Source organism: Antarctobacter heliothermus (genome assembly GCF_002237555.1).
Lineage (GTDB): Bacteria > Pseudomonadota > Alphaproteobacteria > Rhodobacterales > Rhodobacteraceae > Antarctobacter > Antarctobacter heliothermus_B.
In genome coordinates this window covers 3,439,780-3,455,944 of the sequence record NZ_CP022540.1, presented here as the reverse complement: position 1 = coordinate 3,455,944, position 16,165 = coordinate 3,439,780, and the positions used below count along the sequence as shown (strand labels likewise).

The 16,165-nt window shown below is 61.0% G+C and carries 14 protein-coding genes; 8 read left to right on the top strand and 6 right to left on the bottom strand.

Features of this window, described 5'->3' with window-relative positions:
- The first annotated feature begins 128 nt into the window (after positions 1–128).
- Complete coding sequence (locus ANTHELSMS3_RS16600; RefSeq protein WP_094035841.1) at positions 129–362, top strand: hypothetical protein; 234 nt, start codon at positions 129–131, stop codon at positions 360–362.
- 19 nt (positions 363–381) lie between these two features.
- Here ANTHELSMS3_RS16600 and ANTHELSMS3_RS16595 read toward each other — a convergent pair whose 3' ends face one another.
- Positions 382–1,002, bottom strand: a complete 621-nt coding sequence (locus ANTHELSMS3_RS16595) for a helix-turn-helix domain-containing protein (protein WP_094035840.1) — start codon at positions 1,000–1,002, stop codon at positions 382–384.
- An 88-nt stretch (positions 1,003–1,090) separates the two neighbouring features.
- Here ANTHELSMS3_RS16595 and ANTHELSMS3_RS16590 point away from each other — a divergent pair, with 88 nt between their 5' ends.
- The 4 genes from ANTHELSMS3_RS16590 (at position 1,091) to ANTHELSMS3_RS16575 (ending at position 4,983) form a co-directional block, all read left to right on the top strand.
- Complete coding sequence (locus ANTHELSMS3_RS16590) at positions 1,091–2,605, top strand: class I adenylate-forming enzyme family protein (RefSeq protein ID WP_094037193.1); 1,515 nt, start codon at positions 1,091–1,093, stop codon at positions 2,603–2,605.
- Between the two features lie 63 nt (positions 2,606–2,668).
- Positions 2,669–3,313, top strand: coding sequence for a DsbA family oxidoreductase (locus ANTHELSMS3_RS16585; RefSeq protein WP_094035839.1), 645 nt, complete (start codon positions 2,669–2,671; stop codon positions 3,311–3,313).
- On the top strand, positions 3,310–3,669 hold the full coding sequence (locus ANTHELSMS3_RS16580; protein WP_094035838.1) for a potassium channel family protein: 360 nt from the start codon (positions 3,310–3,312) through the stop codon (positions 3,667–3,669). Before ANTHELSMS3_RS16585 ends, ANTHELSMS3_RS16580 begins: the two co-directional genes overlap by 4 nt.
- Positions 3,670–3,726: 57 nt before the next feature.
- Positions 3,727–4,983 carry a multidrug effflux MFS transporter gene (locus ANTHELSMS3_RS16575; RefSeq protein ID WP_198319828.1) on the top strand — a complete coding sequence of 419 codons (1,257 nt, stop codon included), beginning with the start codon at positions 3,727–3,729 and terminating at the stop codon, positions 4,981–4,983.
- Between the two features lie 18 nt (positions 4,984–5,001).
- Here the strand turns inward: ANTHELSMS3_RS16575 and ANTHELSMS3_RS16570 are convergent, their stop codons facing one another.
- The gene (locus ANTHELSMS3_RS16570; RefSeq protein ID WP_094035836.1) at positions 5,002–6,549 is read right to left on the bottom strand and encodes a methyl-accepting chemotaxis protein; all 1,548 of its coding nucleotides are present in this window, start codon (positions 6,547–6,549) and stop codon (positions 5,002–5,004) included.
- A 214-nt stretch (positions 6,550–6,763) separates the two neighbouring features.
- Between ANTHELSMS3_RS16570 and ANTHELSMS3_RS16565 the strand changes: the two genes are divergently transcribed.
- From ANTHELSMS3_RS16565 to ANTHELSMS3_RS16555, 3 genes are all read left to right on the top strand, one after another.
- On the top strand, positions 6,764–7,978 hold the full coding sequence (locus ANTHELSMS3_RS16565) for an NADP-dependent isocitrate dehydrogenase (protein WP_094035835.1): 1,215 nt from the start codon (positions 6,764–6,766) through the stop codon (positions 7,976–7,978).
- A 90-nt stretch (positions 7,979–8,068) separates the two neighbouring features.
- The gene (locus ANTHELSMS3_RS16560) at positions 8,069–8,689 is read left to right on the top strand and encodes a YitT family protein (protein ID WP_094035834.1); all 621 of its coding nucleotides are present in this window, start codon (positions 8,069–8,071) and stop codon (positions 8,687–8,689) included.
- Between the two features lie 296 nt (positions 8,690–8,985).
- On the top strand, positions 8,986–10,515 hold the full coding sequence (locus ANTHELSMS3_RS16555) for a peptidoglycan-binding protein (RefSeq protein WP_094035833.1): 1,530 nt from the start codon (positions 8,986–8,988) through the stop codon (positions 10,513–10,515).
- Positions 10,516–10,623: 108 nt separating this feature from the next.
- Here the strand turns inward: ANTHELSMS3_RS16555 and ANTHELSMS3_RS16550 are convergent, their stop codons facing one another.
- The 4 genes from ANTHELSMS3_RS16550 to ANTHELSMS3_RS16535 form a co-directional block, all read right to left on the bottom strand.
- Positions 10,624–10,869, bottom strand: coding sequence for a hypothetical protein (locus ANTHELSMS3_RS16550; RefSeq protein ID WP_094035832.1), 246 nt, complete (start codon positions 10,867–10,869; stop codon positions 10,624–10,626).
- Positions 10,870–11,419: 550 nt separating this feature from the next.
- On the bottom strand, positions 11,420–11,956 hold the full coding sequence (locus ANTHELSMS3_RS16545; protein WP_094035831.1) for an ImmA/IrrE family metallo-endopeptidase: 537 nt from the start codon (positions 11,954–11,956) through the stop codon (positions 11,420–11,422).
- Positions 11,944–12,204: a hypothetical protein gene (locus tag ANTHELSMS3_RS16540; RefSeq protein ID WP_094035830.1), complete on the bottom strand. Its 261-nt coding sequence runs from the start codon at positions 12,202–12,204 to the stop codon at positions 11,944–11,946. Before ANTHELSMS3_RS16540 ends, ANTHELSMS3_RS16545 begins: the two co-directional genes overlap by 13 nt.
- The gene (locus ANTHELSMS3_RS16535) at positions 12,204–15,866 is read right to left on the bottom strand and encodes a vitamin B12-dependent ribonucleotide reductase (protein ID WP_094035829.1); all 3,663 of its coding nucleotides are present in this window, start codon (positions 15,864–15,866) and stop codon (positions 12,204–12,206) included. Before ANTHELSMS3_RS16535 ends, ANTHELSMS3_RS16540 begins: the two co-directional genes overlap by 1 nt.
- Positions 15,867–16,165 lie beyond the last annotated feature (299 nt).

The window sequence follows — 16,165 nt, the reverse complement described above, 5'->3', positions numbered from 1 at the left end:
GGCGCAACGGTGACTGCGATGTCCGGTCAATAGGCCCTTGGTCGTACGACATGCGACCGCTTGCCCCTTTTTCGACTTTAACAAAAAAGATACATTTCAGAGTCGGCGGACATGAAGGAGCGCCTGACATGAACTGGCATGAGCTTTCGGCAAACTGGGACCACACGGTTGGCAAATTGCAAACCTGGTTTCCCGCGCTGGACCGCAGTCGTCTGGCGGACCCACCACGCGACAGTCGCGCGCTGACCCGTCACATCGCCGACATGCATGAACTGACCGTCGAAGAGGCCCGTGACGCGTTGCAGGATTTCATGCACCGTGAGGATCTGGCGCGGAGGGCGACCGAACTGGCCAGCCAGTAACGGCCCAGACAAGAACAGGTCAGCCCAGCGATGTCACCCAGAGGATACTCGCATCCTCGGGCGACACCGACACGACGTTGTGCCCCATGGTCGCGTCATAATAGGCACTGTCGCCTCGTTTCATCTCAATAGCTTCGTAGAATTCCGTGTACAGCCGGACAACGCCGGTCAGGACATAAAGAAATTCCTCTCCGTCGTGGCGCACCCAGCCATCGAATTCTTCCATGCTGCGGGCGCGGACACGCGCGCGGTACGGCAGCATCTTTTTGCGCGTCAGGCTTTCGGCCAGCAGTTCGTGTTCGTAGGTCGCGGTGGCATGGCTCTGCCCTGCGTCCGACCGGGTCACGGCCATCCGGCCATTGACCTTTTCCTGCTGCGGTTGAGTGAACAACTGCGGCACAGAGATCTCCAGCCCGACGGCGAGTTTCTTCAACGCGTCATAGGTCGGCGACATCTGTCCGTTCTCGATCTTGGACAGGGTCGATCGGGCCAAACCCGCCTGACGCGCGGCCTGTTCCAGTGTCCAGTTGCGCTCTTTGCGCAACTCGCGCACGCGGTGGCCAAGGTCCAGAGGCTCTGGCTGGGGCGCGTCGCCGGACTCGCGGGCGATGCGGATCAGGGATTTGGGATCTCGCGACATAATCAGGTGCTATAGGACGGTGCCCGCAGTGTTGCAAGCGCGCCCCTTGCAGGCGGGCGCATTGCGGGCTACGCGAAGCGTCATGTCCATGACCGTATCGCTTTATGATGAGGGGGCCTTTGCGCCCTGCCCGCCCAACTTCAACCTGGCCGCCCATGTGCTGGCGGCCGGTACTGCCGTGCCCGACAAGATCGCGCTGGCGGTGGTTCGGCCAACCGGCGCGCAACGCTGGTCCTACGCCCGCTTGACGGCGGCGGTGCGCGGAACGGCCACGGGGTTGTTGCGCGCGGGCCTGACACCGGGTGACATCCTGCTGATGCGGCTGGGCAATACCGTCGATTTTCCGATTGCCTACCTTGGCGCCATCGCGGCAGGCATCGTGCCGGTTCCGACCTCGTCACAGCTGACTGTGCCGGAAGTGACCAAGATCATCGACCATCTTGCACCAAAGGCCATTCTTCGTGCCGAAAACGTCCCATGCCCGGACACGGACCTGCCGGTGTTCGGACCGGACACCTATGAGGCATGGCACGATCTGCCGCCCGCCGACTACGCCTTGGGCGATCCAGAGCGGCTGGCCTATATCATCTACACCTCTGGCACCTCCGGGACACCGCGCGCGGTTGGCCATGCCCACCGCGCGATCTGGTCCCGGCAGATGATGATGGACGGCTGGTACGGGCTGGGGCCTGAGGACCGTCTGTTGCACGCGGGGGCCTTTAACTGGACATACACTCTGGGCACCGGACTGATGGACCCTTGGACACAGGGCGCCACAGCGTTGATCCCCGATTCTGGCAGCGATCCGGCACAACTGGCCTTGCTGATGAAACGGTACGAGGCGACAATTTTTGCCGCCGCGCCGGGGGTCTACCGGCAGATGCTGAAATTCCCGATTCCGCCGATGCCCGCCCTGCGGCACGGGCTGGCGGCGGGCGAAAAACTGTCCAGCGCGCTGCGCGACGGCTGGCGCAAGGCGACCGGCACTGAGATTTTTGAAGCCTACGGCATGTCGGAATGTTCGACCTTCATTTCTGCCGCACCCGGTGTGCCCGCCGTCACAGGCACCCTTGGCCGACCGCAACCCGGGCGGCGGGTGGCCATTCTTGACCACGACGGCCAGCCCGCGCCGTTGAACACCGAAGGCGTGATTGCGGTGGCCCGCACCGATCCGGGCCTGATGTTGCGTTATGTTGGCGCGCCCGAGGCGACGGCCGAGAAATTCAGCGGCGACTGGTTCCTGACCGGAGATCGCGGCACGATGGACGCGGCCGGCCATGTTACCTATCTGGGCCGCGATGACGACATGATGAACGCCGGCGGCTACCGCGTCTCTCCGCTAGAGGTCGAGGCCGCGCTGGCGGGACTGCCCGGCGTGATCGAACTGGCGGTGACGGATATTTCGATCAAACAGGACGTGCGTCTTGTGGTTGCCTTTTATACTGCGGAACAGGATCTGGACGAGGACGCATTGAAGGCAGAGGCCGCATCGCGGCTGGCGCGCTACAAATGTCCGCGCAACTTTGTCCGCGTCGATGCCCTGCCCCGTAACCCGAATGGCAAGCTTTTGCGCAACCGGCTCCGGTCGCATGTGATCGGCTAGGGACGACGAAACGTCGACTTTGCGCGGCGCGCGTGCCATCTAGGAAGAAAATAAGAGGTCCCCATGATCCAGCTCGACATCTTTTCCGATCCCATCTGCCCGTGGTGCTATATCGGCAAGGCACATCTTGACCGTGCGTTGCAGGACTACCCCGACCATCCGTTCCAGATCCGCTGGCTGCCATTCATGCTAAACCCCGACATGCCCGCCGCTGGGATGGGGCGTCGCGACTATCTGGAACAGAAATTCGGTGGCAAAGACGGCGCCATTCAGGCCTATATGCCCGTGCACGGCGCGGCCGAACAGGCCGGATTGCCCATGCATCTGGACGCGATCGAAAAGACGCCGAGCACGGTCAATGCCCATCGCCTGATCCACTGGGCAGAGATCGAGGGGCGTCAGACGGCGGTGGTGTCCGCCCTGTTCCGTGCCTATTTCGTCGAAGGGCGCGACATCGGCGACACCGAGGTTCTGGCTGACGTGGCCGACGCACAGGGCATGGACGCGAGCCTGATCCTTCGTCTGTTGGCCTCCGACGAAGACCGGCGCGAAATCGTAGAACGGGATGCAGCGGCGCGGGGCATGGGGGTCAATTCGGTCCCCACCTTCATCATCGCGGGACGCCACGCTGTTCCCGGCGCGCAACCGCCCGAACTGTGGCGCCGCGTGATTGACGAATTGCGCGCGGGGGCCAATCCCGCCGCATGACCAGACTGCGCCTTCTGACCCTGTTTCTGACGATGGCGCTGATCGTTGCGTTGGGCACCGTGTTCTTTCACTTTGTCGAAGGCTGGAGCTGGCTGGATTCTTATTTCTTTTCCGTGGTGACCCTGTCGACCGTGGGCTACGGCGAACTGGTGCCGGCGACGGCGGCGGGCAAGATCGGGACCACCGTTTTCATTCTGCTGGGTCTAGGCATTTTTGCGGTGGCGATCCAACAATTCGGCCTGTTTGCCATGCGCAAGCGCGAAGAGCACACCGAATGGTTGGTGGCTCGCCTTGGACAAGACAAAGATCCTCACAATCCCGCAAACAAAGATGACCCGCCCGACACCGCCGGTTGACCTGTTCCTCTCGCGGGGGGCGTGTTAAGGGCCGCGGACCAGCACCCGAGGTCCCCCATGCACTCTTCCCACGACGCCTCCAAACCATCCCGGACCGACGCGTCAGAACCCGCTGCAATGCCGGGTCGCGTGGAACTCATCGCGCTGATGGCGATGCTGATCGCAACCATCGCTTTTTCGATCGACGCCATGTTGCCGGCGCTGCCCGCCATGGCCGCAGAATTGAGCCCCGAGTCCCCGAACCAAGTGCAACTTGTGGTCACAATCTTTGTGTTGGGCATGGGGGTGGGCACGCTGTTCACCGGACCGCTGTCCGACACGTTCGGACGCAAACCCGTGGTGCTGGCGGGCTGTGGGTTGTACATCGTGTCCGCCGGACTGGCGGCGCAGGCCGACAGTCTGGGCCTGCTGTTGGCCGCGCGACTGGTGCAGGGGTTGGGCGCGGCGGGGCCAAGAGTCGTCGTAATGGCGATCATCCGCGATATGTTTGTCGGGCGGCAGATGGCGCAGATCATGTCCTTTGTCATGATCGTTTTCACGCTGGTCCCTGCTCTGGCCCCCAGCATCGGCGCGGTTTTGATAGCGCTGGCCGGTTGGTCAGCGATCTTTTGGGCCTTTGTGGTCTTCGCAACTGTGGTCAGTCTCTGGTTGTTTGTACGCCTGCCAGAGACACTGCCGCGTGCCGCCCGTCGTCCGTTCAGCACGTCCGCCCTGCTGTCGGCCGCGCGCGAGATGCTGGCCAACCGGGTGGTGCGCTTGTCCATCGCGGTGCAGAGCCTTGTCTTCGCAATGTTGTTCGCCACGATTTCCAGCATTCAGCCGATCTATGAAACCATGTTCGACCGCGCCGACAGTTTTCCGATCTGGTTCGGGGTAACCGCGCTGTTGTCAGCCTCTGGCAGCGTGGTCAATGCCATGCTGGTGGTACGGATGGGAATGCGGCGGCTGGTGTCGGTGATGCTGACGGTTCAGGTCGTTGTCAGCGCGGTCATGTTTTTGGCCATTCTGGCGGGACTGGCAGGCGATGGCCTGTTTGCCATGTTCTTTTTCTGGCAGTTCGTCGCTTTTTTTCAGGTTGGCCTGACCATCGGCAACCTGAACGCCATCGCGATGGAGCCTATGGGGCATATCGCGGGTATGGCCGCCTCAATCATCGGTTTCATCGCGACCGTGGCGGCGGTGATCTTGGCGGTCCCTGTCGGATTGTTGTTCGATGGAACGGCCATTCCGTTGACGCTGGGTGTTTTGGTTTTTGCCATTGCCGGACTCGCGATGATGGCAGGCATGCGCCGGGCCGAAACCGACGGTCACTGAACCGCCCGTTTCGCGGCCTCATGCCTCGGACATGCCGCGCCGCAGATCGTCCTCGGTAAAGGTGAAGGCCTGAATATCGCAGGACAGTTTCTTGGAGGCGAGGGTCATTTTCCGCGACCGGGCCGCCAGGTGACGCCCCGTTTCAACGGTCACACCAAACTGGCGATCCGCGTCACATATAGCCGCGTTCAAACCCTGTAGCGCCTCCACCAAATCGGTGTTTCGGGTCGAAATTGCATGTGTGACCTCGCTCGTTTGTGTCACTTTTTCCTGGATCTCCGCCACACTGTGGCCAACCGCATCCACCAGCTCCGCGCCGGTTTTGACCTGCTGCGAGCTGTGCGTGATCAGCTTGCGTATCCCTGCTGCCGCCTCCGACGTGCTTTGCGCAAGGTGTCGGACCTCAGTGGCGACAACGGCGAATCCCTTGCCCGACTGCCCGGCGCGCGCCGCCTCAACCCCGGCATTCAGCGCCAGAAGATTGGTCTGGAACGCCACATCGTCAATCAGATCGACGATCCGGGAAATCTGGCGTGAGCTGTCCTCAATCCCGCGCATGGCGGTCACCGCCTGGGTGGTCACGGCATCAATCCGCTCTGCGCTGGTGCGCGCCTGTTCGGTTGCGGCGGCGGCCTGACCGGCTTGATCCACGGTCTTGGCCAACCTGTCGAGAAGGTTGGCGGCGGAGCCTGTCATTTCAGCCAGACGCTTTGCCTGTTGATCGGACTGGCCGGACATGTCGATCATCTCTTGTGCCAACACCAGCGCCTCTGCCGTGAAGGTCCCGGCAAGATCATTGGCGTTCAAAAAGGCGTCGCGCAGGGTTTCGACAGTGGTGTTGAAATCCTCGCGCATGATCTCATAAGTCGGAGGAAAGGCACGGGCAATCGCGCAGGTCATGTCCCGCCCGCTCAGCCGTGACAGCGCAATGCGCACCTCATGAATGACCTCTTGCGACACGCGATGTGCTGCTTCCGCCTCTGCCTGAGCATCTGCGGCCATGCGGCGCTCTGTCTCTAGCCGAACTGCGGCCTGTTCGATCTGTTCGTGCGCTTTGCGCCGTTGCAATATCGCGACTGCCAATACCCCACCTTCGAGCACCACAAGCACCATGTGCAACCCGCCGTGCAACAGTGCCGCGCCGCCTTCTGTCATCGGCAGACCCGGCGTCGGCCAGTAGAACGCCGCCGCGAACAGGAAGACCGATGTCATCGCACAGGCCCAGATCAGCACACGCACCCGCCGCAGGGTTGAGATGATCGCCAACAGAGCAAAAAAGATGACATAGGTATCGGTTTGCCACGGATGGTCAGCAAACTGCACGGTCAACAGGCACGCCTGCCCGATCAGGATGGACGCGATAAAGGCATCGCCTGCCGCCCCGTGCAAGCGCCCCGCCAGCATCGCAGCGCCGGCCAACACAGGCAGCCCGAACAACAACGGCGGGGTCAAGCTTTGCCCCGACAACCAGACGACGCCAAAGGCGAACGGAACGAAAAGCACGCTGATGCCGGTGGCAAGAAGGCGTCCGTCAAACCGATCCAGCAAAGTCGTTGGTCTACTCATGAAACGACACTCCGGGTTTGTCCCCTGCCCCAGAGGTAGCGTCGCGCCCCTTACTCAAGAATTAATGCTCAAATTTTAGTACCAGTTACCGTTTGAGAGCCGCAGAGGCAGGTCTAGCCATGGATACTTTTGTATACTTTGGCATACCGCATTCTCGCGCCCGCAGAAAACCGCTATGACAAGGACGAGTCACCCAAAGCCGAAGGGGCGCATCATGACAAAGATCAAGGTCGACAACCCGATCGTGGAAATGGACGGGGACGAAATGACCCGCATCATGTGGGATTTCATCAAGCAAAAGCTGATCCTGCCCTATCTCGACATCGATCTGCTGTACTACGATCTGGGCATCGAAGAACGCGACCGGACCGAGGACCAGATCACCATCGACGCCGCTGAAAAGACCAAAGAGGTCGGCGTGGCGGTGAAATGCGCCACGATCACCCCGGACGAACAACGGGTTGAGGAATTCGGCCTGAAAAAAATGTGGCGCAGCCCCAACGGGACCATTCGCAACATTCTGGGCGGTGTGGTGTTTCGCCAGCCCATCCTGTGCCGCAACGTGCCGCGCCTTGTGCCCGGTTGGACCGATCCCATTGTGGTGGGCCGCCACGCCTTTGGCGACCAGTACAAGGCCACCGATTTCACTTTTCCCGGCAAGGGCCAACTGACGATGAAATTCGTCGGCGATGACGGGACTGAGATTGAGCGTGTGGTCTATGACGCGCCCTCCGCAGGCGTCTTCATGGGCATGTACAACCTTGACGACTCGATCCGCGATTTTGCGCGGGCGTCATTGAACTACGGTCTCAACCTGGGCTGGCCGGTGTATCTGTCGACCAAGAACACCATTCTCAAAGCCTATGACGGGCGCTTCAAGGATCTGTTCCAAGAGATCTACGAGGCAGAGTTTGCAGAGAAGTTCAAGGACGCGGGCATCTGGTACGAACACCGGCTGATCGACGACATGGTCGCCTGCGCGCTGAAATGGAACGGGAAATTCGTCTGGGCCTGCAAGAACTACGATGGCGATGTGCAGTCCGACACCGTGGCGCAGGGCTTTGGCAGTCTTGGCATGATGACCAGCCAGTTGATGACCCCGGACGGCAAGATCGTCGAGGCAGAGGCCGCGCATGGCACCGTCACCCGGCACTATCGTCAGCATCAGGACGGTCAGTCGACCTCGACCAACTCCGTCGCGTCGATTTATGCTTGGACCGGCGGGCTCAAGCACCGCGCCAAGCTGGACCAGAACGTGGCCTTGCGCGCCTTTGCAGAGACGTTGGAGCGGGTGATCGTCGAGACGGTGGAAGCGGGTTACATGACCAAGGATCTGGCGTTGCTGGTTGGGCCGGATCAGGGCTGGCTGACCACGATGGGCTTTCTTGAGAAGATTGACCAGAATCTGAACAAGGCGCTGGCTGGCTGACGCCACTTTATCAGGCATTGCCGGGGGCGCAGATCCGATATGCGCCCCTGACCCTTGCCAAATTGACGTCGTTGGGCGCATCGGGATGCCATGACCCTGCTCTCCTTGCCCCCCGCCGACCGCCACAGCCTGTGGGAAGATGCCCTTGGGCTGCTTGTCGGCACCAGCCTGATGGCGCTGGCGGTGATGTTTCTCAAGGCCAGCGGGCTGATCACCGGCCAGATTGCGGGGCTGTCGCTGATTGCCAGTTATGTGGGCGGTTGGTCCTTCGGCGCAGTGTTCTTTGTGCTGAACCTGCCGTTCTACCTGTTGGCGATCCGACAGATGGGCTGGCGGTTCACACTCAAGACCTTTGCCGCTGTGGGATTGCTGTCGGCCTGGACCGAAGTTTTGCCAGATTTGGTGCGACTGGACCCACAGCACCCGGCTGTCAGCGCGGTGCTCTTCGGTGTTCTGGCCGGGATGGGTCTGATCGTGCTGTTTCGCCATGGGGCGACGTTGGGCGGCGTGGGCGTTGTTGCGCTGTGGTTGCAGGACACCCGGGGGATTCCGGCCGGGGCAGTGCAATTGGGATTCGATCTGGCCGTGTTCGCCTTGGCGATGGCAATCTTTGACTGGCAGGTGGTTGCAGTCTCGTTGTTGGGGGCGGTGATCCTGAACCTGATGGTGATCATCAACCACAGGCGGGATCGATATGTCGGGCGGTCGTGACCTTTCGACCAAGGCAGCATCCGATATAGTTCAATACGTTCTGGTATTTACGGCACGTTCCTCATCTTGATCAGGGTTCTGATCCACGCCCCGGCTAGCCGGTGAGAGGTCCCGGATCAGGCCCGGGACGGGGCCGCGGGTTGGGCGCGTGAGTGCCTGTATGCGCCAACAGCGCACCCGAAAAGGGTTGCACCGCTACCGCACACGGACCGAACCGCCCGGCTCATGCTTTGATCACAGGCCGCAACGGGCTATGAGTCTCTGTGTCGTTCTGCTGACAGGTATGGAGAGTGAAGATGCCAGCTGCCCCAATACGCCGATCCATCCTGCCCGCGCTGCTGTGCGGCGCGGCCCTTGGGCCAGTTCCTGCCATGGCGGGTGACATCGTGACGACAACCGGCAAACACTTTGACTGTGCCGCAACCCTGACGGGTGAGATCGCCGCCGGTGATCTGGACAAGATCCGTGCGCTGGACACGCGCAGTTTTGCCAGTGGCACGCGGCCCCTGTGTCTGGACAGCTCAGGCGGCTCTTTCTCAGAGGCGATCCGGATAGCCGATCACCTCTATGATCGCGGCATTCCCACGGCAGTCGATGATGGCGCGGCCTGCCTGAATTCCTGCGCGTTTGCCTTTCTGGGCGGCAGCACACCCGGCACAGGCCGCGAGCCCGAACCGAACAAGAGTCTACATCTGAACGCCGAATTGGGATTCGGATCGCTGGCCCGGGTGCTGGACGCCAGCCAATACGCCGATGGCGAGGCGCTGACCGCGATGGACGCCGCGCTGAAGTCCGCCAGTGAGATCACCGCCCGCATGGACAAGTTCCAGATGTCGGCAGGGTTTGCGGCGCAGGTCATGGCGCTGCAGGACAGTGACATCCTGTACGTCGACCGCGTCGACGAGGCGCGCGCGTTGGGTCTGCGGCTCGAGGGGTTCGAGGCCCCCAGCAGTCTGGGCGACCAGATGGTGACACGCGCCTGCATCCGCGAAAACGCCGATTTCGATCCCGAAACCTCGCGCCCGGATCAATCCGTCTATGATCACCGCGTCCTGCGCGAAAGCGGCGCTTCGGCGCACCGCAAGGCCACCTATCTGGTTGAGGCTATCGTCGACGGCGTACCGTCGTGGATTGGCTGTCAGGTGGAACTGACCTCTGCCGCAGCAACCACCGATGATCCGGCCGCGTCGATCAAGTTGCGGATGAGCAAGGATTGGACCACCGGCGGCAACCCGCGCCTGCGTGAGGTCCACGTCAAACTGGTGGCAGAGGAATGGCGCGCCTTTCCGTTCCGCGATTTCTGGAAGCTGATCCCAGAGGACCAGACCCTGCAAGAGGCACGCAAGATGGCGGCGGCGGATGCCAGCGCGTCAATCATCGTGGATGCGGTCGGCGATCTGCCCCGCACCACCCCCGGCACTGAGGCCTTGATGGATCTGCGGTTTGACGACCGTCAGGAAATCCAGAACCGGCTGACGCTCTTGGGCTTTGACACACGCGGCGCAGACGGCATCTTTGGCCCCGGCTCGCGGCAGGCAATCCGCGACTGGCAGGCGAGCAACGGCTTTGACGAGACCAGCTTTCTGGATGCCGCGCAACGCGACGTTCTGGTGCGCCAGAGTGAGGTGCAATACTCTGACTTCCTTGAGGAAAAGCGCAGGGAAGAGGCCGAACAGCAGCGCGTGCAGAACGCCCCTGCGCCGGTGTTCAATCGTCCGGTCAATCAGGCCCCGGCCCCGGCGCCCGAACCACAGGGACAGCGAGTCCGCGTCTGCCAGCGCACGATCTTTGGCGAACTGGTGAACTGCCGGATCGAATTCCGCTAATGATCTTAGCGTGTCATGGCCCCGGGCGGGCACGGTGGGGACCGGACCGCCCGCCCAAGGCAGATGCCGCGCCACCCTAAAGGGCAGCGAGGCACTCAATCAGCGTGATCAGCCTTCTGTGGCCGGGATCAGGCCGCTGTCCATGGCTGCCTGCAACTCATCGCCATCAAGGAACCCGTCCGCATTGGCGTCCGCTTCGTCAAAGTCGTCCTGCGACAGATCCGGATAGGCGGTCTGTGCCTCCATCAGAGTGACAAGGCCGTCGCCGTCCGTGTCCGGTCCGGCCATGTCCTGCGCAAAGGCCGGCAGGGACAGAAGGGCAATGGTTGCCGTGGTGAAGAGTGTCGCTTTCATGATCTTTCCTCCATGAGTGGTGGGTTGAAAGTACCCAAGACATGGCGGTGATTTTCGCCCTCTGCATCCCTCTGTCGGCGGGGGGGCCATTTCGCGCGAAGGCTTGCCGGAATTGTCCCCTGCCATCAGCGGAGCAAGGCCGGAGAAATCCGCCGCGCGAGAAGCCGCGCCTGCCACCCCCACGCTTTGGCGCGGCACCGCCGAACTGCCTTGGGAACGACGATCTCAGGGAACCAATCGGCGAGTCGTTAAACGCAAACAACCGGTTGACCGGACAATAATCGAGTCGGCCTGAGCCACAAAAAAAGAGCGCCCTGGGGAAGGACGCTCTGAGGTTCGCTGACAAGACTCTTTCTGTTCACCGCCCGGGGTTTTTGTTTTGCCTGCGGCCTTGTCGGCGTCTGGGGTCGGCGCACCGACCCCTGGACCGGATGGCGGGACGGGACTCCCATATGCCACCCTAACCACGCGGGCCCCTGGCAACGGGTCCCGCATCACCCCCCCAAGGGGTGTCTCAGGGGACAGGACGCGTGCGCCCTGCCCCGCAATCTCAGCTACAGCCCAACTCCTTGGCTCTTTTTTGAACAGCCGGAACAGAAACTTCGAACAGTGCAGCCACTCTGCACAGATCCCCGTTCAACCGTTGGAACGCTGGAACAAAGAGGTTTGGAGGCAACAGTATTGCAGCAGCCATAGCATTGGCTTCACGTTCTTTTAGCGGCTCGCCTGGATCCAGCATGTATTCGAAGTAGTCATCGCTTCTGTGCCTTGTTTCACATCGGACCACGAAGTCGCTTTTGTCCCGATGGAGCAGGAAATGCGCCAGTTCATGTGCAACTGTGAAGCGTTGTCGTTCTGGTTTGTGACGAGAGTTGATGACAATTCTATAATTCGACAAGCTCCCGCAAGTTGGGGCGTATTCGAGGTACCCACTTTCGTAAGGCCATAGTTCTTCAGAGAAGACCTTCACTCCCATCGCCCTCGCAAGTTCCACGATGTTGCCGCCTAGCTCGCTGCAAAAATCCCGTAAAAGCTCACGCTCGCCATTCTCAATGCGCGTATCGGTCTTGAAGTTTAATGCCGCCATGGTTTCTCCTCCTCCATGGTGGGCACCTGTCCTTTCTGCATATCGACAGGAAGTTGATCATAAGCGGCACTCAGCAATTCCAAGCATCGAGCCTTTTGGTTGAGATCAGCGATTTTCTCTTTTCGCACCAACACGAAAGGGATCATTCGGGGGAAAGATCCGATTGCCTTTCTTAGCCACAGCCAGAGAAAATCAATTGCTTTCACAAGTGCCCAACCACCCAACGTCAGAAAAATGAACTCGACCATTAGCTACACCCACTCGTGCCGCCGCAAGTGTTGCACTTCATGCAGGTGCCGTTGCGCACCAGCGTGTAGTTGCCGCACTCGTTGCAGGCCTCACCCTCGTAGCCCTGCATCTTGGCGCGGGTCACGGCGGTGTTGATCGCGATCGTCGACGTGGCCGATCCGCTGGTCTTGGGGCCGGCCGCTGTGGCGGGCACCAGCGTGCGCAGCACCTGTTCCGCGTCGGTTCCGGCCTCCAGCGCGACGGTCGCCTGACCGCCTTGCAGCACCACCAGTTCCTGCGGCATCCGCTTGCGCAGGTAGCCGGTCGAGCTGATCTGTTTCAGCACTTCCAGCGACCGGGTCGCAGCGGTTTCCGACAGTTCCTTGAGGTTGGAAACCCCTTCTTCCTCACCCCGGCCGATGTCGTCAAAGGACGCGCCTTCGGGTTTCACATGCGCCAGATCAGTACGGTCCAGATAGCTGACCGCCAGTTCGCGGAAGATGTAGTCAAGGATCGAGGTCGCGTTCTTGATACTGTCGTTGCCCTGCACCATGCCTGCCGGTTCAAACTTGGTGAAGGTGAAGGCGTCGACAAACTCCTCCAGCGGCACGCCGTATTGCAGACCCACCGACACGGCGATGGCAAAGTTGTTCATCATCGCACGGAAGCCAGCGCCTTCCTTGTGCATGTCGATAAAGATCTCGCCAAGGTTGCCGTCCTGATATTCACCCGTACGCAGGTAGACCTTGTGGCCGCCAACGATGGCTTTTTGAGTATAGCCCTTGCGACGTTCCGGCATCTTGGAGCGCTGCGATTTGGCGATCTCCTTGATGACCACCTTTTCGACGATCTTTTCGGCAAGAACCTGGGCCTTTTCGGTATGATTACCGGATTCGAGGATCTCTGCCGCCTCATCGTCATCTTCGACAAGGGCTGCGGCCAGCGGCTGCGACAGTTTCGATCCGTCACGGTACAGCGCGTTCGCCTTGACCCCCAGCGACCACGACAGTTCATAGGCCTTCTGGCAATCCTCGATCGTGGCGTCGTTCGCCATGTTGATCGTCTTGGAGATCGCGCCAGAGATGAACGACTGCGCCGCTGCCATCATGTGGATGTGGCTTTCGACGCTGAGATAGCGCTTGCCCTTTTTGCCGCAGGGGTTGGCGCAGTCAAAGACGCTCAGATGTTCGTCCTTAAGATGCGGCGCCCCTTCGAGGGTCATGGTGCCACAGACGTGGTCATTCGCGGCCTCGACGTCGGCCTTGGTGAACCCAAGGTGGCGCAGCAGGTCAAAGCTGGGATCGGTCAGCTTGTCCGCCGGAATTCCCAGAACGTCGCGGCAGAATTCCTCACCCAGCGTCCACTGGTTGAACACGAACCGGATATCAAAGGCAGACGGCAGCGCGCTTTCGATCTTTTCGATCTGCGCCGGGCCAAAGCCATGGCCGATCAGCGCCGAGTGGTTGATGCCGGGCGCATTGCCCAGTGTCTGATGGCCGACAGCGTAAGAGATGATCTCTTCGATCTGGCTGGAGCTGTAGCCGAGATGCTCCAGCGCGCCGGGCACCGACTGGTTGATGATCTTGAAGTAACCGCCACCGGCGAGCTTTTTGAACTTCACCAGCGCAAAGTCGGGCTCGATGCCGGTGGTGTCGCAATCCATGACCAGACCGATGGTGCCGGTCGGCGCGATGACAGAGACCTGCGCATTGCGATAGCCGTTCTTTTCACCAAGGCTCAGCGCCTCGTCCCATGCGGACATGGACAGGTGAACCAGCGTCTCATCCGGGCAGTTCACCAGATCCAGCGGCACCGGCTTGACCGCAAGGTCTTCGTACCCTTCGGTCGCGCCATAGGCGGCGTTGCGGTGGTTGCGGATGACGCGCAGCATGTGGTCGCGGTTGCCAGCGTAGCCCGGGAATGCGCCCAGTTCACCGGCAATTTCGGCGCTGGTTGCATAGGAGGTGCCGGTCATGATCGCGCTCAGCGCACCGCAGAGGGCACGGCCCTCGTCGCTGTCATAGCCAAAGCCCATGTTCATCAGCAGCCCGCCGATGTTGGCATAGCCAAGGCCCAACGTGCGGAAGTCATAGCTGCGCTGTGCGATTTCCTTGGACGGGAACTGTGCCATGGTCACAGAGATTTCCAGCGTCAGCGTCCAAAGGCGCGTGGCGTGGATATAGCCCTCGGCGTCGAACTTGCCGTCGTGCAGGAAGGTCAGCAGGTTCATCGACGCCAGGTTACAGGCGGTGTCGTCAAGGAACATGTATTCCGAGCAGGGGTTGGATCCACGGATCTCACCGTCCGCCGGGCAGGTGTGCCATGCGTTGACCGTGTCGTGGAACTGAATACCCGGATCGGCACAGGACCAAGCCGCGTGGCCCACCTGTTCCCACAGATCGCGCGCCTTGATGGTCTTGGCCACAGCACCGTCGGTGCGGCGGATCAGTTCCCACGGCTTGTCCTCGCGGACCGCCTTGAGAAAGGCATCGGTGACGCGGATCGAGTTGTTCGAGTTCTGACCAGACACGCTGGCATAGGCCTCAGAATCCCAGTCGGTGTCATAGGTCGGGAATTCGATGCTGGCATAGCCCTGCTTGGCGTAGTCCAACACGCGCTTGATGTAGGTCTCGGGGATCATCGACTGCTTGGCAGCGCGGATCGCCTTTTTCAGCGCGTCGTTTTCCTTGGGGTCATAGGCGCCCTCTTCGGTGCCGTCCCATGTGCGGATCGCCTCGAAAATGCCGTTCAGCATCTTCTCGTGCATTTTGGAGCCGGCGACGATGCTGGCGACCTTCTGCTCTTCCTTGACCTTCCAGTTGATGAATTCCTCGATATCCGGGTGGTCGGCATCGCAGATCACCATCTTGGCGGCGCGGCGCGTGGTGCCGCCGGATTTGATCGCGCCCGCTGCGCGGTCACCGATCTTGAGGAAGCCCATCAGGCCGGACGACTTGCCGCCACCCGACAGCGGTTCGTTGGCGGCGCGCAGCGAGGAAAAGTTGGTGCCGGTGCCGGAACCGTATTTGAACAGGCGCGCCTCACGCACCCAGAGATCCATGATGCCGCCATCGCCGACCAGATCATCCTTGACCGACTGGATAAAGCAGGCGTGCGGCTGCGGGTGCTCATACGCCGATTTGGACTTGGTCAGCTTGCCGGACTTGTAGTCGACATAATAGTGGCCCTGACCGGGGCCATCGATGCCATAGGCCCAGTGCAGGCCGGTGTTGAACCACTGAGGAGAGTTCGGCGCGGCCATCTGCGTGGCCAGCATCACGCGCATTTCGTCGAAATACGCCTGCGCGTCTTCCTCGGTGGTGAAATAGCCACCCTTCCAGCCCCAATAGGTCCACGCACCGGCCAGACGGTCGAACACCTGACGCGCGCTGGTTTCACCCGTACGGGGCGTGTCCTTGGCCGCAGGGACCGAGCGCCACAGGAACTCTGGCACGCCGTCTTCGGCGACGCGCTTGAGTTCGACCGGAACACCCGCCTTGCGGAAGTATTTCTGGGCGATCACATCGCTGGCCACTTGGCTCCAGCCTGCGGGCACTTCAAGCGCATCAAGGGCAAAGACCGTGGTCCCGTCGGGATTGCGGATTTCCGATTTGGTGGTGACAAAATCGATCTCCGCGTATGCGTCCTGACCTGCCTTGGTGAACTTTCTTTCGATCTTCATCGTTACTGCCCCAGAGTTGTCCCGTTTTTTCGTGCCGGTGGGTTGGCAAGAGAAAGAAGCACCTCTGCCGCGGTTGCCACGCGGATTAGGGCCTAAGCCCCTGTAGAGTGTCTGCTGTGCTTGTCCGTCTCTTGCCGGTGACCACTATATCTAGTGGGTGTCCCAACCGGCCTGCACAAGATGCCGTTTGGAGGCCCGAGTCGTCAACGGGTTTTTCACGTTATCTACATATATTTGGTGTTGACCGGGCGGCAGGCCACTAGGGGCGGTAGACGGGCCTGATTCAGGCCACAGGTGTT